Origin of the sequence: Micromonospora sp. NPDC049204 (assembly GCF_040647935.1) — a bacterium.
Taxonomy (GTDB): domain Bacteria; phylum Actinomycetota; class Actinomycetes; order Mycobacteriales; family Micromonosporaceae; genus Micromonospora.
On record NZ_JBEZDC010000023.1, the window covers coordinates 60,040 to 75,215 of the forward strand.

General features: G+C 69.7%; 20 protein-coding genes and 3 pseudogenes. 14 read left to right on the top strand and 9 right to left on the bottom strand.

Features of this window, described 5'->3' with window-relative positions; genetic code table 11:
* Nucleotides 1-113: 113 nt before the first annotated feature.
* The 3 genes from AB0A90_RS31745 to AB0A90_RS31755 all read right to left on the bottom strand — a co-directional run bounded on the left by AB0A90_RS31745 (nucleotide 114) and on the right by AB0A90_RS31755 (nucleotide 1,464).
* Nucleotides 114-830, bottom strand: a complete 717-nt coding sequence (locus AB0A90_RS31745; protein WP_357255045.1) for a cation transporter — start codon at nucleotides 828-830, stop codon at nucleotides 114-116.
* A complete protein-coding gene (locus AB0A90_RS31750) occupies nucleotides 827-1,195 on the bottom strand; it encodes a metalloregulator ArsR/SmtB family transcription factor (protein WP_357255114.1) in 369 nt (122 codons plus the stop codon). Before AB0A90_RS31750 ends, AB0A90_RS31745 begins: the two co-directional genes overlap by 4 nt.
* A 98-nt stretch (nucleotides 1,196-1,293) precedes the next feature.
* Nucleotides 1,294-1,464, bottom strand: a complete 171-nt coding sequence (locus AB0A90_RS31755) for a hypothetical protein (protein ID WP_357255046.1) — start codon at nucleotides 1,462-1,464, stop codon at nucleotides 1,294-1,296.
* A gap of 114 nt (nucleotides 1,465-1,578) precedes the next feature.
* Between AB0A90_RS31755 and AB0A90_RS31760 the strand changes: the two genes are divergently transcribed.
* The 6 genes and pseudogenes from AB0A90_RS31760 to AB0A90_RS31785 all read left to right on the top strand — a co-directional run bounded on the left by AB0A90_RS31760 (nucleotide 1,579) and on the right by AB0A90_RS31785 (nucleotide 4,866).
* The gene (locus tag AB0A90_RS31760) at nucleotides 1,579-1,782 is read left to right on the top strand and encodes a hypothetical protein (protein WP_357255048.1); all 204 of its coding nucleotides are present in this window, start codon (nucleotides 1,579-1,581) and stop codon (nucleotides 1,780-1,782) included.
* Nucleotides 1,783-2,122: 340 nt separating this feature from the next.
* A complete protein-coding gene (locus tag AB0A90_RS31765; RefSeq protein WP_357255050.1) occupies nucleotides 2,123-2,824 on the top strand; it encodes a helix-turn-helix domain-containing protein in 702 nt (233 codons plus the stop codon).
* Nucleotides 2,817-3,479 (top strand): arsenate reductase ArsC, encoded by a 663-nt coding sequence (locus AB0A90_RS31770; RefSeq protein ID WP_357255052.1) that lies wholly within the window; start codon nucleotides 2,817-2,819, stop codon nucleotides 3,477-3,479. The genes AB0A90_RS31765 and AB0A90_RS31770 overlap by 8 nt, the downstream gene beginning before the upstream one ends.
* Before the next feature lie 60 nt (nucleotides 3,480-3,539).
* A pseudogene (locus AB0A90_RS31775) lies at nucleotides 3,540-4,247 on the top strand (MIP/aquaporin family protein); the annotation flags it as partial.
* A gap of 35 nt (nucleotides 4,248-4,282) precedes the next feature.
* Nucleotides 4,283-4,459, top strand: a complete 177-nt coding sequence (locus tag AB0A90_RS31780) for a hypothetical protein (protein WP_357255055.1) — start codon at nucleotides 4,283-4,285, stop codon at nucleotides 4,457-4,459.
* A complete protein-coding gene (locus AB0A90_RS31785; protein ID WP_357255057.1) occupies nucleotides 4,459-4,866 on the top strand; it encodes an arsenate reductase ArsC in 408 nt (135 codons plus the stop codon). Before AB0A90_RS31780 ends, AB0A90_RS31785 begins: the two co-directional genes overlap by 1 nt.
* A 223-nt stretch (nucleotides 4,867-5,089) precedes the next feature.
* Here AB0A90_RS31785 and AB0A90_RS31790 read toward each other — a convergent pair whose 3' ends face one another.
* The 3 genes and pseudogenes from AB0A90_RS31790 to AB0A90_RS31800 all read right to left on the bottom strand — a co-directional run bounded on the left by AB0A90_RS31790 (nucleotide 5,090) and on the right by AB0A90_RS31800 (nucleotide 6,847).
* Nucleotides 5,090-5,665 (bottom strand): hypothetical protein, encoded by a 576-nt coding sequence (locus AB0A90_RS31790; RefSeq protein WP_357255117.1) that lies wholly within the window; start codon nucleotides 5,663-5,665, stop codon nucleotides 5,090-5,092.
* Nucleotides 5,648-6,136, bottom strand: a pseudogene (locus AB0A90_RS31795) (FAD-dependent monooxygenase); the annotation flags it as partial. The gene AB0A90_RS31790 and the pseudogene AB0A90_RS31795, both read right to left, overlap by 18 nt.
* A gap of 135 nt (nucleotides 6,137-6,271) precedes the next feature.
* Nucleotides 6,272-6,847 (bottom strand): FAD-dependent monooxygenase, encoded by a 576-nt coding sequence (locus tag AB0A90_RS31800; RefSeq protein ID WP_357255059.1) that lies wholly within the window; start codon nucleotides 6,845-6,847, stop codon nucleotides 6,272-6,274.
* Between the two features lie 353 nt (nucleotides 6,848-7,200).
* On the opposite strand from AB0A90_RS31800, the pseudogene AB0A90_RS31805 reads away from it, so the two are divergent.
* From AB0A90_RS31805 to AB0A90_RS31820, 4 genes and pseudogenes are all read left to right on the top strand, one after another.
* Nucleotides 7,201-7,509: pseudogene (locus AB0A90_RS31805) on the top strand (cobalt transporter); the annotation flags it as partial.
* 45 nt (nucleotides 7,510-7,554) lie between these two features.
* Complete coding sequence (locus AB0A90_RS31810) at nucleotides 7,555-7,887, top strand: hypothetical protein (RefSeq protein WP_357255061.1); 333 nt, start codon at nucleotides 7,555-7,557, stop codon at nucleotides 7,885-7,887.
* Nucleotides 7,884-8,330 (top strand): MerR family transcriptional regulator, encoded by a 447-nt coding sequence (locus tag AB0A90_RS31815; RefSeq protein ID WP_357255064.1) that lies wholly within the window; start codon nucleotides 7,884-7,886, stop codon nucleotides 8,328-8,330. Before AB0A90_RS31810 ends, AB0A90_RS31815 begins: the two co-directional genes overlap by 4 nt.
* Before the next feature lie 308 nt (nucleotides 8,331-8,638).
* Nucleotides 8,639-8,983, top strand: a complete 345-nt coding sequence (locus AB0A90_RS31820; protein ID WP_355005396.1) for a YnfA family protein — start codon at nucleotides 8,639-8,641, stop codon at nucleotides 8,981-8,983.
* 255 nt (nucleotides 8,984-9,238) lie between these two features.
* Here the strand turns inward: AB0A90_RS31820 and AB0A90_RS31825 are convergent, their stop codons facing one another.
* Both AB0A90_RS31825 and AB0A90_RS31830 read right to left on the bottom strand, forming a co-directional pair.
* Nucleotides 9,239-10,771, bottom strand: coding sequence for an MFS transporter (locus AB0A90_RS31825; RefSeq protein WP_357255066.1), 1,533 nt, complete (start codon nucleotides 10,769-10,771; stop codon nucleotides 9,239-9,241).
* A gap of 89 nt (nucleotides 10,772-10,860) precedes the next feature.
* Entirely contained in the window at nucleotides 10,861-11,781 is a 921-nt protein-coding gene (locus AB0A90_RS31830; protein WP_357255068.1) for a cation diffusion facilitator family transporter, read from the bottom strand.
* 155 nt (nucleotides 11,782-11,936) lie between these two features.
* On the opposite strand from AB0A90_RS31830, the gene AB0A90_RS31835 reads away from it, so the two are divergent.
* Together AB0A90_RS31835 and AB0A90_RS31840 are read left to right on the top strand one after the other, a co-directional pair.
* On the top strand, nucleotides 11,937-12,281 hold the full coding sequence (locus tag AB0A90_RS31835) for a metalloregulator ArsR/SmtB family transcription factor (RefSeq protein WP_357255070.1): 345 nt from the start codon (nucleotides 11,937-11,939) through the stop codon (nucleotides 12,279-12,281).
* Entirely contained in the window at nucleotides 12,281-12,997 is a 717-nt protein-coding gene (locus AB0A90_RS31840) for a cation transporter (protein WP_357255072.1), read from the top strand. The genes AB0A90_RS31835 and AB0A90_RS31840 overlap by 1 nt, the downstream gene beginning before the upstream one ends.
* 567 nt (nucleotides 12,998-13,564) lie before the next feature.
* Here AB0A90_RS31840 and AB0A90_RS31845 read toward each other — a convergent pair.
* Complete coding sequence (locus AB0A90_RS31845) at nucleotides 13,565-14,035, bottom strand: MerR family transcriptional regulator (RefSeq protein WP_357255074.1); 471 nt, start codon at nucleotides 14,033-14,035, stop codon at nucleotides 13,565-13,567.
* Here AB0A90_RS31845 and AB0A90_RS31850 point away from each other — a divergent pair.
* The gene (locus AB0A90_RS31850; protein ID WP_357255076.1) at nucleotides 14,034-14,690 is read left to right on the top strand and encodes an alpha/beta hydrolase; all 657 of its coding nucleotides are present in this window, start codon (nucleotides 14,034-14,036) and stop codon (nucleotides 14,688-14,690) included. The genes AB0A90_RS31845 and AB0A90_RS31850 overlap by 2 nt on opposite strands.
* A 95-nt stretch (nucleotides 14,691-14,785) precedes the next feature.
* The gene (locus AB0A90_RS31855; protein ID WP_357255078.1) at nucleotides 14,786-15,070 is read left to right on the top strand and encodes a hypothetical protein; all 285 of its coding nucleotides are present in this window, start codon (nucleotides 14,786-14,788) and stop codon (nucleotides 15,068-15,070) included.
* Nucleotides 15,071-15,176 lie beyond the last annotated feature (106 nt).

Sequence of the window (15,176 nt, forward strand, 5' to 3'; positions counted from 1 at the left end):
GCGATCCGCTAAATTCAGCTGCCTGGACCGCCTCCGGACCGCCCGTAACCCTCGTCTCCTGGACGGACCTCGTGGCCCGGCCGGGCCGACCGCGGCCGGGCCGACCGGGTGGGTCACCGGTTCGCTTGGCTGGCACAGCAGGCGTCGGTGCAGCCGGGCTCGCACCCACAACCGTCGTTGTCACCGCCAACGGCAGGCAGGGCGCAGTCGTCGCACTGCTCACCGCGCCATGCCTCGATGCCCTCACGCACAGCGACGACGGCGATGACCAGCGCGGCGACCGGATCGGCCCACCACCAGCCAAGAGCGGCGTTGGCCAGCAGCCCAACCAACACGATCACCGATAGGTACGTGCACAGCATGGTCTGCATGGAGTCGGCCACGACGGTGGCCGAGCCGAGTTCGCGGCCGGTGCGCCGTTTGGCCCAGACGAGCATCGGCATGACGATGACGGAGACGGCGGCGATGCCGATGCCGACCGGCGACGTCTCGGCCTGCTCACTGCCAAGCAGGGAGCGCACCGCGTCGACGGTGACCCAGGCGGCCAGGGCGAAGAACGACACGGCGATCATCCGCAGCGCCAGCCGCTCGCGGCTCTCGGGTACGCGAGAGCGAAACTGCCAGATCACCACCAGCGCACTGGACACCTCGACGAAGGAGTCCAAGCCGAAGCCCAGCAAGGCCGTCGACGACGCCGCCACCCCGGCCGCGACCGCGACGACGCCTTCGAGGGCGTTGTAGCCAGCAGTCGCGTACGCCAGGTGCAGGCTGCGCCGGTTGAGCTGCGCCCGCCGCGCCGAGCTCGGCGCCACCGGAGTCGGAGCGCTCACCGCGTCACCACCGCCGGGTCGGCGCCATAAGCCGGGCACAGCGCGACGGCGGCACCGGTCGCGGCGAGCACACCCTCGGCAGCGGCAAGCAGGTCCATCAGCTCGGGGCGGGTCAGTGCGTAGAACGACTGCCGGCCCTCGGTGCGATAGTCGACCAAGCCGCAGTCACGCAGGCAAGCCAGATGCTTGGACACCGTCGACTGAGCCAGACCCAGCTCACCGGTCAGATCCACCACCCGAGCCTCACCCGCGGCGAGCCGAGCCACGATCCGCAGCCGAGTCTCGTCAGCCAGAGAACGAAACAGCGCCACCGCCGGCGTCATCCCGGCTGACACCGCAGCAGTCATACACCCATCCGCATTCATCGCCACACCGCGATGATAGCCCTTGTTGGCGATAATAAGTTTGCCCGAGCCTCTGGCGACTCTCACTGTTGACCCAACCAGCCGCCTAGATCGACTGATCAGAGCGGCCCCAAGGTGGCGCACGAATCGACCAGTCCATCATTGGCGAGTGCGGCGATGACGTGTGCCGCGTCGCGGCCGGCGCCGCGCAGGGTGTTCGACGAGAACGACCGCTGGAACTCCAACCCGAGGTAGACCAGGCCCCGGTGGGTCGTGGAGACACCCCCCACAGGCAGGGCATCCCGTCATCCAGGGCTCCGAGCGGGGCGAGGTAGTCGAGGTTCGGTCGGTAGCCGGTCGCGAAGAGCACCGCGTCGACCGGCTCGTTCGTACCGTCCGCCCAGATGACGCCGTCTGCGGTGTCCGCAGCGGTCGCGCCCGGCGTCGGGCCGACCGGGCTGGCGCCGGACACGCAGGAGTTCCTCAAGGCTCTGGGCAGCCCGACGCGACAGCGGATCATGATGCTGTTCTCCCGAGACGCTGAGCTGTCCGTCGGGAAGTCGCCGAGCGCGCCGGCATCAGCCAGGCGACGGCGTCGCAGCAGCTGACCCCGTTGCGCCGGGGTCGGATCGTGACCTCGCGGCGCAAGGGGAAGACGGTGCACTACCGCGCCGACCGCGACGGCGCTGTCGCGGCGCTGGCCGAGCTGCAGTCGTACCTCATGACCTGCTGCTGACCGCAGCCTCACGGCCGAGTCGAGGCGCCAACTCCTCTTGTCGAGCCCATCGCCCCCGGCGCGAATCACCTGGAAGAACAGCCACTTCAGGCCCAGGAGAAGCAGCCTCTCGGCCCAACCTCCGCCAGCCGCGTGCACCCATAGCGCTCCACACCGCCCGCTGACTCGTCGTCACTTGACAACATCGCGATTGCTCAGTGATAGTTGAGTCAATGGCTACTGAGTTTGTATCCCTGCAAGCGCGCGCCCGGATCCACGCCGCGCTCGGTGATCCTGCGCGCCTGGCGGTCGTCGACGCGCTTATCCTGGGCGACGCCTCTCCCGGCGAGATCGCCCACGACCTCGGGATGCCGACGAATCTGGTCGCCCACCACGTCAAGGTCCTCAGCGAAGCCGGTTTGGTCGTCCGCGGCCGGTCCGAGGGGGATCGCCGTCGCACCTACCTGCGCCTGCGACCCGAGGCCCTGGCCACGCTGACGCCAGCGCCACTGACCGGCGTGAGTCGGGTGGTCTTCGTCTGCACCCACAACTCGGCCCGCTCGCAGCTCGCCGCCGCCCTTTGGTCCGACCGCACCCACACCTCGGCGGCGTCCGCCGGAACGAAGCCCGCAGAGCGGGTTCATCCGCGCGCGGTCGCCGTGGCTCACCGCCATGGGCTGCAGTTGGACGTGGCCGGCACTGCGCACGTCACGGACATTGTGCGCGATGACGACCTGCTCATCGCCGTCTGCGACAACGCCCACGAGGAACTCAGCGGCCCGGTCCGGCCCCGGCTGCACTGGTCGGTGCCCGACCCGGTTCGCGTCGACACCGACGCCGCGTTCGAGGCCGCGTTCGCCGACCTCGCCGCCCGCATCGACCGCGTCGCCCCCGTCATCACCCCCGCCATGAGTTCGGGAGACCGCCATGACTGACACCAGCGTGTACCTGCGCGAAGACCTCTCCATCGACCAGCAGCTCGCTCTGCGCACCGCCGCCGCCCGCCTCGCCGCCGAGTTCGACGGCACCTACGGCACCGAAACTGTGGAGCGGTTTCTGCACGCCAGCTACGACCAGTTCGCCACTGTCGGGAGTGTCCCCAACTACCTGCCCCTGCTGGCCGAGCGTTTCGCCCGCCAGCGCCTGCAGGCTCTTGCCCGCGTCGAGGGGTACCACCACGACGGCCTCCCGGTGGCGCTGTTCCTGTGCACCCACAACGCCGGTCGCTCTCAGATGGCGCTCGGCTTCTTCACCCATCTCGCCGGCGCCAACGCCGTCGCCTGGTCCGGCGGTAGCGAACCAGGAATCGGGGTCAACCCCGCGGCGGTCGCCGCGATGGCCGAGCGCGGCATCGACATCTCCGACGAGTTTCCCAAGCCCTGGACCGACGAGGTCGTCCGCGCCGCCGACGTGGTGGTCACGATGGGCTGCGGCGACGCCTGCCCCGTCTTCCCCGGCACCCGCTACGAAAACTGGGACCTCGACGACCCTGCCGGCCTCGACCTGGCCGACGTCCGGCCCATCCGTGACGAGATAGAACGCCGCGTCCGCCGCCTGCTCGACGACCTCAACGTCCCCGCGAACCGGTAATCACCGCACCCCGCCCAGACCCTGCTCCGGGACGTCACTGCAATGGAAGAGAACAGACTGATGACCATCGCACTCCGGCGGCGCCTGCTGGCCGAGTTCACCGGCACCGCTCTGCTGGTCACCGCCGTGGTGGGCTCCGGCATCATGGCCACCACCCTCTCCCCCGACGATGTCGGGCTCCAGTTGCTGGAGAACTCGGTCGCCACCGCGTTCGCCCTGGGCGCCCTGATCCTGATCTTCGGCCCGGTCTCCGGGGCGCACTTCAACCCGGTCGTCTCCGCCGCGGACTGGTTCCTCGGCCGCCGCGCCGGCACCGGCCTCACCAGCCGTGACCTCGCCGGTTACGTCGCCGCCCAGATCCTCGGGGCGATCGGCGGGTCGATCCTCGCCAACCTCATGTTCGACCTGGCCGCCGTCGACTTCGCCGGCAAGGACCGCGCGGCCGGACACCTGTGGCTCGGTGAGGTCGTCGCGACCACTGGGCTGATCCTGCTGATCTTCGCCCTCGCCCGCTCCGGTCGCGCGCCGGTCGCCCCCGCCGCCGTCGGCGCTTACATCGGCGCGGCGTACTGGTTCACCTCGTCCACCTCGTTCGCGAACCCGGCCGTGACGATCGGGCGGGCGTTTACCGACACCTTCGCCGGCATCGCCCCGGCCTCCGTACCCGGCTTCGTCCTCGCCCAACTCGTCGGCCTCGCCATCGGCATCTGCCTCCTAGCCGCCCTTTACCCCGACGCCGGGAAGGCCGCCGACCAGGTTGTCGTCCCGACCGGCGAGCGCGATCCAGCGCTCAACCCTCGCACGTGAACACCGTGCCGCAGAACGACGAGGCACACCGGGGCCTGGTCAATCCACGCCGGCCCGCCGGCCACTACCAGCTACTCGACCGCAACAGCGACCCCGCCGGCACCTCGCTGGGTTCCCTGACCAGGCGCTGCTCCACCGGCCCCACGACCCCGTACTGCAAGGAAGGCTCCTGATGTCCGACAAGCCCAGCGTCCTGTTCGTCTGCGTGCACAACGCCGGCCGCTCCCAGATGGCCGCCGGCTGGCTGCGCCACCTCGCCGGCGACACCGTCGAGGTCCGCTCCGCCGGCTCCGCCCCCGCAGAAACCGTCAACCCGGCTGCCGTGCAGGCCATGCACGAGGTCGGCATCGACATCACCGACCAGAGCCCAAAGCTCCTCGAGTACGCCACCGCCGAGTCCTCGGACGTCATCGTGACCATGGGCTGCGGTGACGCCTGCCCGGTCTTCCCCGGGAAGCGCTACGAGGACTGGAAGCTCGACGACCCCGCCGGCAAGGGCGTCGAGTCCGTCCGCCCCATCCGCGACGAGATCCGCAGCCGCGTGGAGAAACTCCTCGCCGAACTCATCCCTGCTGCCTGACCCGTCGAATCGCTGCCCGCCGTCGGCGCCTTGGCCTCGAGTAGCAGCATTGGGAAGCCAAAGCACCCAGCCCTCAGGAAACCACTTCCGGCAGTACCGCCCTGACAGACGGGCTATCGGCCGGCGGGGCGCGACGCTCGTCGACCGGCTGCCCCTTGACCTCGGCCGCCGCACCGTCGCTGCTCCAGCGCAGTACGCCCGTTGACAGCAGCGGGGGGCGGGGTTAGGAGCCGAGCCAGCGGTCCAGGTAGGCGAACAGCCCGGTCAGGTCGGTGCCACCAGCCCGGTAGCCGATGTGCCCATCGGGACGGACCAGTAACACGCCACTAGCGCCCGTGCCGAACCCCAACCGCCGCAACGCCTGAGCAGCGGACGTCGGGGCCTCTCCGACGGCGTCGGGCTCGGTCAACCAATGCACAGTGAGGTAGCCCCGGGCGAATCGGGCGGTGTCGCCGGCAGGCCAGGCAGCTGAGGGTCCGCACAGCAGCAGGTGCCATCCGGGCGTGGAGGTGAGCCGATGCAGCGTGCTGGCGTCTCCCGTGCCGGGCAGCGGGGCGTCGGGCAGCCGGTCTCCGGGCCGCGGACCGCTGCGTGACGGGCGCGGCCCTTCCACTGACAGCGGGCTGTTCCGGTAGGTGATGCCCAGCTGCGAAACCGTCCGGAAGGCGGAGGCCCGCACGAACCGCGACGCGAGCACGACCGGGATGAGAGCGGGGGCGATCCGGGTCCGAGCGAACCGGACGGCCGGATTGGTGGACGTCGCGACAGTGAACGCCCGGTCGCTGAAGCGCAGCACCATCCTGCCGACTGGCGCCCGTTCCGTCTCATAGGTATCCAGCAGCGTCGAGTCAGCGTCGCCCCGCAGGGCTTGGGTGAGCTTCCAACCGAGGTTGACTGCGTCCTGGATGCCGGTGTTCATGCCCTGCGCGCCGGCGGGGCTGTGGATGTGCGCGGCGTCGCCGGCCAGGAACACCGACCCGGCCCGGTAGTGGGTGGCGGCGCGGTGGTGCAGCCGGAAATTGGTCATCCAGACAGGATCACGCAGGCGCACCGTCGCATCGGTGTAGGTGTCGGCGAGTGCCTGCACCTCGTCGAGGGCGACTGGGGCGTCTGGTGAGGCCACCTCGGCCGGCGGCCGCATGACCAGCAATCGCCAGGTGGTCGGGTGGCCGAGTGGGAAGAAGAACAGCATTCCCCGCTCGGACAAGAAGACGTGCGCCGTCCCCGTGTCGAGGCCGTCGGCCTCCAGGTCCGCTAGGGCCTGTTTCATAAGGGCGGTCGAGCCGAGGCCGAGTCCGGGCGGCGATCCGGCAAGGCGCGGTTTCGTCCGGATACCGGTGTTGTATCCGGACGAAACCGCAACGCCGCCGGTCGTCGTTCGGGCCCGCCGCAGGCCGACCAGTTCTTATGAAACAGGCCCTAGGACGAACGTCTGCGGATACGCAGCGCCCTCGAAGCCGATTCCGGCGAGGCGCCGCACGGCGCTGTGCGCGCCGTCGCAACCCACCACGTACCGGGCCGTCACCCTCTCTGTCTGGCCGTCCCCGTGCCGCAGCGTCGCCACCGCACCGTCGACGGCACGGTCCAACCCCACCAGCTCGACAGCCCGTTCGATGTCAAGCCCCACCGCCGCGAGGTACTCACCCAGGATGCGCTCGGTCTCCGCCTGCGACAGGAACAGCAGATACGGATACGCGGTGCCGGACAGTCCCAAATCGAACAGTGGCACGGTACGCGCCCGCCCCCGCGCGTGCAGACACAGCCGCACCGCGCGGTTCCCGACGGCCGTCATCTCGTCAGTCACCCCGAGACGGGCGAGGACCTCCAGAGTGCGGGGCTGAATCGCCAGGGCACGGGACTCCTGCACCCGGTCGAGAGATCGGTCCACCACCCGGACCCGCACACCCAAGGCGGCCAACTGCCCGGCCATGGCCAGTCCGGTTGGCCCCGCCCCGACCACCAAAACCTCGACGGCGCTCACCGGACCTCGACCCGGCAAGAGCCGACGACCCCGACCGGTGTCTCCAGCAGGCCGGCTGAAGTCTTGAACGCAAACATGTCCACGATGTCGACCACCCAGATCCCTCGGCGCGACGCGCGACTGACCCGCCTCGGCCCCACGCTAACCCCGTATCGCCAACTGCATAAGCCGGGCATCGGCGCGACACGACGACTGGGGTTAGCGGTTAAGGCACTGCCGCCGTTTCAATCAGTCGCCGCTCCACGTCTGCCGGCGTCGAGGGACCCAGGCGCGGATGACATACGGCCGAAAGGTCGGCCCTGGCGCGGTACTCCTGGTCGGCGCTGCGGCGAAGACGACGAGATGACGCGCCCCTGCCGGTGGTGTCGGTTGGCCCGTCACCGGCCCGCCGCTCGATCCTGATCCGGCGGGTGCGTCTGTTCGTCGCAGCGACCGTCACCGACAACGTGATCGAGGCGGTCATCGCCATCAGCGCCGGGACGATGGCGTCCTCGACCGCGGTGATCGGGTTCGGGCTCGACTCCGTCATCGAGGTGGCCCCCGCCGCCGTGGCCTTGCAGTTCTCGAGACCGGACCGCGAACGCCGCGAACGCGCCGCGCTGCACGTCATCGCGCTGTCGTTCTCTGCCCTCGCCGCGGACGTATCCGTTGAATCGCCGCGCTTGGACTTGCATCCGGTACCTAGGTACAGGCTTACCGTCATGGGTATGAGCAGCGATAACCAGGCATGGGTGCCCGAGGCGTGCACCCTGCCGAGCGTGCAACGGCCGCTGCGGCTGGCCGAGTTCGACGACCTGTTCGCCACCGCCCTGCGAGAGCAGCAACGGCTGTCCCCCACCGACCTGCGGTGGCGTCTCGACTCCGCCGCCGAGACGACCGCCCGGGACCTGACCGACCGCGAAAGCTCCTGCTGCTCCTTCTTCACCTTCACCCTCGCCGCCGACGCTGGCACTCTGCGCCTCGACGTGCAGGTGCCGGCCGCGTACGTCGACGTCCTCGACGCGCTCGCGCAACGGGCCGCCGCCGGGTTGACGGCGTGAGCGGGCTGCGCAGCAGCCAGGTCGCCGCCGCGGCCGGAGTGAACCCGCAGACCCTGCGCTACTACGAGCGCCGCGGACTGCTCGCCGAACCGGACCGCACCCTGGGCGGGCATCGCCTCTACCCCGCCGAAGCGGTCACCGTGCTGAGAGTTATCAAGGCGGCGCAGGGTCTCGGGTTCACCCTCGACGAGGTCGCCGACCTGCTCGACGCGGGCCAACACCGCCACGGCCGCCACCCCGACACCGGTCTGCGGGTCCGCGCCCAAACAAAACTCGCCGAGGTCGAGGCGAAGATCGCCGACCTGCAGGTCATCGCCGGCACCCTGCGCGCCGCGGTGGACGCTGGCTGCGATGACCTCGTCGCGTGCGCCGGGCAGCCGTGCTGCCCCATCCCGTTCGCCACCATCGCCGTCAGAGGAGTCCCCGATGCCGAAACCCGTTGACCAGATCACCGCCCCGGCGCGACGAGGGCTGCCCTTCGGTCTGACCGGCCTCGCGGGGCTAGCTTGCGCGGCGTGCTGTGCCGTTCCGCTGCTGCTCGCCGCCGGGATCCTGTCCGGCGCCGGCTGGGCCGCCGCTGGCGCGTGGATGCCCGGTATCGCTATCGCCCTCGCCACCCTCGCCGGGGGTGCCTGGTGGTGGGCGAGCCGTCGCTCCCACCGCGGCGGCTGCGTCGGCGGGCGCGGCTGCAGCTGTTCGACCGGGTCACCGGCGTGATCGCGGGCCACTGGCAGGCCGGTACGGTCCACCGATGACCGTCGTCCGCTCCATCCTGCTGTTCGTCGTCGCCGCGCTGTTCGAGATCGGCGGGGCGTGGCTGGTCTGGCAGGGCTGGCGGGAACATCGCGGCCTGTGGTGGATCGCCGCCGGAGTCATCGCTCTCGGCGCGTACGGATTCGTCGCCACCTTCCAACCCGACCCGAACTTCGGACGCATCCTCGCCGCCTACGGCGGCGTGTTCGTCGCCGGATCCCTCGCCTGGGGCGTGATCGTCGACAAATTCCGGCCCGACCGGTGGGACATCATCGGCGCCGGCATCTGCCTGATCGGCGTCGCCCTGATCATGTACGCGCCCCGTTCGGCAGGCGGGTCCTGACCAGGGCAACCATCGGCCCCGCAAATTTTCACCAGGCGTTTACGGCAACACACGCGCGTCCCCTTCTTAAGTGAGAGACAAGGGAAGCAGCAGGTCCTCAACCTGAAGTTTGAGAAGGCGTATGTCAGGAGGATGGTCGGCTAAGGCGGGCTGTGGGCGCGGGCTGGGTCGTCGACGCTGCCGTGAGGGCCGTTGTGCCCAGGCAACGACTGGCGCGCCGGCTTTGGCTGCGCGCAACTCTGACCACCGCCTACATCAGCCGGTGCCCGCGCTCGAGTCCACCCCGACGGAGTCGGTAGCGCCATCGTCTACTCGAGCGGGCATGAACAGCATGGCCGCGACGGCACCGAGCGCGGCCACGACGGCGCAGGCAAGAAGGACGTAAACCATGGCGTTGACATAGGCGCGGCCCGCAGCGTCGGCGAGCACTGGTAGGCCCAGACGGTCCGCGACGGCCATCGTGCCGGCGATCGAATGTGTCGCGGCGTCGACGGCTGGCGCCGGCAGGCCGCTGGTGTCGATGCGGTCGCGGTAGGTGGCGGACAGCAGGCTGCCGAGCAGGGCAACGCCGAGAGCACCGCCGGTCTGGCGCATGGTCATGGTGATGGCGATGCCGGCTCCGGAGCGCTCGGGTGGCATGACCGCCAGCACCGCGTCCATGGCCGGGGCGAGGATGGCGCCGATCCCCAAGCCGACGATCGCATACCAGGTCGCGATGAATCCGTAGCTGCTGCCGGCGTTTGTCAGGGCGCCGATGAGCAGTCCGACGGTGGTGACGACGAGCCCGGCGACGATCGGCGCGCGGTGACCGGTACGGGTTGTGAGACGGGTGGCGATGCCGGCGCCGGTGACGAGGCCGACGATGAGGGGCAGCAGCCGCAACCCGGTGTCGAGGGCGTCGAAGCCGAGGACGAACTGCAGGTGCTGGGGTGCGACGAACAACAGCCCGAACAGGGCGAAGCTGGCGAGGGTGGCGGTGATGGAGCCCCACCGGAATTGCCGATCACGGAACAGCCGAAGTTCGATCAAGGGCTGCGGGTTGTGCAGCTCCCACCAGGTGAATGTGGTGAGCAGCGTCGCGGCGGCGATCAGCGCGGCGATGACGGTGGGCGCGGTCCAGCCTCGTTCGGGGGCTTCGATGACGGCGTAGACGAACGCGACCAGCCCGACGGTGGACAGGACGGCGCCGGCGGGGTCTGGGCGCGGTGGGTTGGGGTCGCGGGACTCGGGCAGGAACACGGCGACGCCGATGGCGGCGACGGCGACGATGGGCAGGTTGATCAGGAAGATGGTGCCCCACCAGAAATGCTCGATCAGGTAGCCGCCGATGATCGGGCCGAGCGGGATGCCGACGCCCATGCCGGAGACGAGCACGGATACCGCGCGGGCGCGGTCGGCGCCGGTGAACAGTGCGGTGAGGGAGGCGAGGGTGGTCGGCATGATGAGCGCGGCGCCGACACCGAGTCCGGCGCGGGCAGCGATGACCTGGGTGGTGGTGTCGGCCCAGGCGGCGGCGACGGACGCGGCGGCGAAGACGGCCAGGCCGAGGAGCAGGCCGCGGCGGCGGCCGTAGCGGTCGGTGAGCGCGCCGAAGGGCAGCAGCAGGCCGGCGAAGAGCAGGACGTAGGCGTTGACCATCCATTGCAGTGCGCTGGTGTCGGCGGTGAGGTCGGTGGCGATAGTGGGCAGGGCGACGTTGAGGATGGTGATGTCGAAGCCGATGGCGACGACGGCGACGGTCAGTCCGGCCAGGGCCCAGCGGTGTCGCCGCCCGTTTGTCACGGTCATGAGTGGCTGCCCTTCGTTCAGGGGTGGTTGAGGGCGTGCGGGATTTGCCGGCCGTTGTCGGGCGGTCGGCTGTAGGTGGTGCGTCTCGGTTAGGGGTGGGTGGGGTGTTCGTGGTCGGCGTGGCTGGCCGGTTCGAGTTGGAAGGTGCTGTGTTCGACGTCGAAGTGCCCGGCCAGGCAGGTTTGCAGGGCGTCGAGGAGTTGTGGGGCGTGGCCGTCGTGGAAGCAGGAGTCGTCGACCACGACGTGCGCGGTGAGGACGGGCAGTCCCGAGGTGACGGTGTGGACGTGCAGGTCGTGCACGCTAAGGACGTGGTCGACGTCGGTGATGTGCTGGCGGATCTGTTCGAGGTCGGCCTCGGCGGGGGCGGCTTCGAGCAGGATGTTGACCGCGTCGCGCAGCAGCCGCAGCGCGCGTGGGGCGATGACGAGGCCGATGAGCAGGGACACCATCGCGTCGGCGCGGGTGAAGCCGGTCAGCGCGATGACCGCGGCGGCGGCGAGGACACCGACGGACGTGGCGGTGTCGGTGGCGACCTCGAGGAACGCGCCGCGCAGGTTGAGGCTCGCGTCGCGGGCCCGGTAGAGCAACGCCACCCCGACGAGGTTGCCGACCAGACCGATCGCGGCGAAGACGGCCATGCCACCGGGTCGCACGTCGACCGGTTCGAACAGCCGCCGGACGCCTTCGACGAAGACGTAGACGCCCATCCCGGCCAGGATCAGGCCGTTGACGGCCGCGGCGAGGATCTCCGCTCGCGCCCAGCCGAAGGTGCGCCGCCCGGACGCCGGGCGGGCGGCGAGCATGGCCGCGCCGAGTGCGAGGGCGACACCGCCGGCGTCAGCGAGGACATGCCCGGCGTCGGCGAGCAGCGCGAGGCTGCCGGTGATGACCGCGCCGACGACTTCGACAGCGAAGATCACCACCGACACCATGAGCACTCCGGCCAAGGCTCGGCGGTGCTGCCCGGTCGCCGTCACCTGATGGCTGTGGCCGTGGTCGTGGCCCATCAGTGGGTCTCCTTCACCGTGTTCGTCGCGCCGTCGGTGTCGTGCTGGCCAACCAGACCAGGAATCATGCTCACATGCGCATACTAAGATGAGTTGATCGGGCTTCGTCAAGACTTGCGGCCAAACGGTTCAGCAGTCTGTTTATTCACCCGGTGATGTATCGTCGGGTGGTGGAGACGCTCACGCACGGACAGGTTCTGGCCCGCTTCGGTCACGCCCTGTCCGACCCGGTCCGCGCCCGGCTCCTGCTCGCGCTGCGCGAGGGGCCCGGCTATCCGGCAGAACTCGCGGACCTGCTGGGCACGAGCAGGCAGAACCTGTCCAACCACCTGGCGTGCCTGCGGGGCTGCGGGCTCGTCGTCGCTGTACCCGAAGGCCGTCGCAACCGCTACGAACTGGCCGACGCGCGCCTCGCGCACGCCCTCGGAGACCTGCTCGGTCTGGTCCTAGCCGTCGATCCGGCCGCCTGCCCGGCCGCCGAGTCCGAGGGGTGCTGCTGATGAACGCGCCACTTTCGCTCGTGTCGCTCAGCCCGTCGCCGGCCCGCCGCTCGACCCTGATCCGGCGGATACGCCTGTTCGTCGCCGCGACGATCACCTACAACGTGATCGAGGCGGTCATCGCCATCAGCGCCGGGAGGATGGCGTCCTCGACCGCGCTGATCGGGTTCGGGCTCGACTCCGTCATCGAGGTGGCCTCCGCCGCCGCCGTGGCCTGGCAATTCTCCGGCCCCAACCACGAACGCCGGGAACGCACCGCGCTGCGGATCATCGCGATGTCGTTCTTCGCCCTCGCCGCCTACGTGTCCATCGAATCGGTGCGCGCGCTCGTCGGCGCCGACCGCGCAGAACACTCCACGATCGGCCTGGCCCTGGCCGCGGCATCCCTGGCGGTGATGCCGGTCCTGTCGGCCGCACAACGCCGCGCGGGCCGCGAACTCGGGTCAGCGTCGGCCGTCGCGGACTCCAAACAGACCCTGCTGTGCACGTACCTCTCGGCGGTGCTGCTGGTCGGGCTCGCGGTCAACTCGCTGTTCGGCTGGTGGTGGGCCGACCCCACCGCCGCTCTGATCATCGCCGCGGTCGCGGTCAAGGAAGGCCGCGAAGCCTGGCGCGGCGACACCTGCTGCACCCCCGGCGCCGCCCTGCGCTCCCCCGCCGCAGGCGGGGAAGCCAGCGGGTGCGACGACGGGTGCTGCACCGCCGACAACGGTTGATCCGATGCGGATCACCGCAGTCACCACGGAACAGCGGCCGACGTATCTTGCGCTGGCGGTGCGGCCGCTGCCCGAGACGCGGTAAGAGCGGTGACTCTGCTGGGCGCTGCGGATCTCGTCTACACCCCGGTGGGTCCGCTGGCCTTAACGTCGGGGCTGTTCACCGTGAAGGGGCGCATTCCGCTCTTGCGCGTCCGCGACGCGGCCGACCGTGCCAATGACGACGTAGTCGGCGAACCCCGCCACCTTCGTCTCGTCTCTGACATCGAGGGTGTGGGAGGAGTACACCGAGTGCGTCTCACCGTGCGCAGCGAGTCGCATGCCAACCAGCCTCCGGAAGCTACCGCAACGGCGGCTGCACCTGCGACCAGTGGGTTGAACGAGGCGGTGGTTCATGCTCAGTACCCCATACGTTGTGAGACGAGTTGGTGTCCCACGCCTGCAGGTCGTTGTCCATCTTCGAGTTGTAACGGGCGGAACAGCGTCCAGTACCGCGATCTCGGTCGAGGGGGCCAAGGCGCTGTGTATCGCGGGTGCCTAGGTGCCCGCGCTCCGCGCGGATGCGAGTCATCGCGTCAACGGTGCATCCGGGGGAAGGACCGCCCGGGCGTTGACCTGTTCGGTGAGGAGGAAACGAAACCGAGGACAGTTGGCAATGTCGTCGTGGTCGCACGCCAACGCCCCATTGATGAGGGCGAGTGAGGCGTGGGCTTGAGCGATGCGTTGCGTGAGTTCGTCACGCTGACGGCGCAGGATCAACTTTCGCCGGGCCGGATCCGACGCTGTGACCATGTCGCGGATGTCGTCGAGCGCGAACCCGGCCTGCTTGGCACCCAGAATCACCGCTATCCGGTACAGGTCCGCCCTGCGGTAGCGTCGCCGCCCGGCTTCGGCGCGGGCGGGTGCTAGCAGGCCCATCGACTCCCAGTGCCGCAGTACATGGGTGGCCAGCCCGAAGTGTTCGGCGACTTTACCGATGGTCAGTGCACCCGGGCTGGTTGACTTCACGTCAACATTAAGTCGCATGGTAGTGGCCATGTCAACGGATCCCATACGGGCTCACCGCAGCGTCCCCACAGCGGCCGCTGATCCCTCAGCATCAAGCACACGACCGAGCCATCTGGCGGCTCGCCGGGAGCAGATCTCCTTTCTGTCCGCCGGCCAACGCTGCGACGGGTGGGTCTACCAACCCGCCGGTCCCGGTCCCCATCCTTGTCTGGTGATGGCCCACGGCCTCGGCGGCGTCCGCGGCGGGGTCCTACCCGACATCGCCGCATGCTTCGCGGCGGCCGGCATTGCCATCCTCGTCTTCGACTATCGGTACTCGGGCACGAGCGCCGGGCTTCCGCGCGGACTCGTTGACATCAGCAAACAGCGCGACGACTACCGTGCTGCGGTCGCCTACGCCCGGCGATTCCGCGGCGTCGACGCGCGCCGCATAGCGTTGTGGGGAACGTCGTTCAGCGGCGGACATGTCCTCAGCGTGGCCGCCGAGGACCCTGGTATCGCGGCGGCCATCATCCAGAACCCGTTCGTCGACGGCCGTTGCACCGCCGCCGCGGCGATCCGCTCTGCAGGCCGTCTCGGCGTCGCCCGGCTGACCTGGGAAGGATTACGAGACCAACTGCGCCGCCGCCTTGGCTGGAACCCACATCGCGTCGCCCTGGTCGGACCCCCGGAACCGTCGCCCTGATCACCACGCCCGACGCGGTGCCTGGCTACCAGAGGATCCTGCCTACCGATCTGGCCGGGTGGGAGGCGGCTGTTCCCGCCCGCATAGTGCTGCAGATGCGAAACGACCGGCCCGCTCTGCGGGCCCAGCACGTGGTCTGCCCGCTGCTCGTTTGTGTCTGCGACCACGACGACATCTCGCCCGCAGCGGCAGCAGCACGTGTCGTCGCCCGCGCCCCCCGAGCAGAGCTGCGCCGTTACCCGATCGGACACTTCGACATCTTCACCCAGCCCTGGCTCGATCAGGTGGTGGGCGACCAAATCGGCTTCCTGCGCCGAACCCTACTCATCCACACAGCGGACGATAGCGAGAATTCATCGGCCACCGAGCCGTCGCCGTGATCAACGAGCCTTGCCACGGGTGTCCGCTGCCGGACGCCGGGAGGTACGAACGGCAACGTCGCGACGGCCCGCAGTGCGACCCCGGCCGAAGCGGCCACCACCAGCC

Bases quoted from the DNA above. Each gene is read 5' to 3' on its own strand.
- AB0A90_RS31785 (WP_357255057.1), top strand. From the start codon at position 4,459: ATGTCCGACAAGCCCAGCGTCCTGTTCGTCTGCGTGCACAACGCCGGC.
- AB0A90_RS31855 (WP_357255078.1), top strand. From the start codon at position 14,786: ATGCGAAACGACCGGCCCGCTCTGCGGGCCCAGCACGTGGTCTGCCCG.
- AB0A90_RS31825 (WP_357255066.1), bottom strand. From the start codon at position 10,771: ATGACCGTGACAAACGGGCGGCGACACCGCTGGGCCCTGGCCGGACTG.
- AB0A90_RS31840 (WP_357255072.1), top strand. From the start codon at position 12,281: ATGAACGCGCCACTTTCGCTCGTGTCGCTCAGCCCGTCGCCGGCCCGC.
- AB0A90_RS31820 (WP_355005396.1), top strand. From the start codon at position 8,639: ATGACCGTCGTCCGCTCCATCCTGCTGTTCGTCGTCGCCGCGCTGTTC.
- AB0A90_RS31760 (WP_357255048.1), top strand. From the start codon at position 1,579: ATGACGCCGTCTGCGGTGTCCGCAGCGGTCGCGCCCGGCGTCGGGCCG.
- AB0A90_RS31750 (WP_357255114.1), bottom strand. From the start codon at position 1,195: ATGAATGCGGATGGGTGTATGACTGCTGCGGTGTCAGCCGGGATGACG.
- AB0A90_RS31830 (WP_357255068.1), bottom strand. From the start codon at position 11,781: ATGGGCCACGACCACGGCCACAGCCATCAGGTGACGGCGACCGGGCAG.
- AB0A90_RS31845 (WP_357255074.1), bottom strand. From the start codon at position 14,035: ATGGCCACTACCATGCGACTTAATGTTGACGTGAAGTCAACCAGCCCG.
- AB0A90_RS31790 (WP_357255117.1), bottom strand. From the start codon at position 5,665: ATGGTGCTGCGCTTCAGCGACCGGGCGTTCACTGTCGCGACGTCCACC.
- AB0A90_RS31835 (WP_357255070.1), top strand. From the start codon at position 11,937: ATGTATCGTCGGGTGGTGGAGACGCTCACGCACGGACAGGTTCTGGCC.
- AB0A90_RS31765 (WP_357255050.1), top strand. From the start codon at position 2,123: ATGGCTACTGAGTTTGTATCCCTGCAAGCGCGCGCCCGGATCCACGCC.
- AB0A90_RS31770 (WP_357255052.1), top strand. From the start codon at position 2,817: ATGACTGACACCAGCGTGTACCTGCGCGAAGACCTCTCCATCGACCAG.
- AB0A90_RS31810 (WP_357255061.1), top strand. From the start codon at position 7,555: ATGAGCAGCGATAACCAGGCATGGGTGCCCGAGGCGTGCACCCTGCCG.
- AB0A90_RS31850 (WP_357255076.1), top strand. From the start codon at position 14,034: ATGTCAACGGATCCCATACGGGCTCACCGCAGCGTCCCCACAGCGGCC.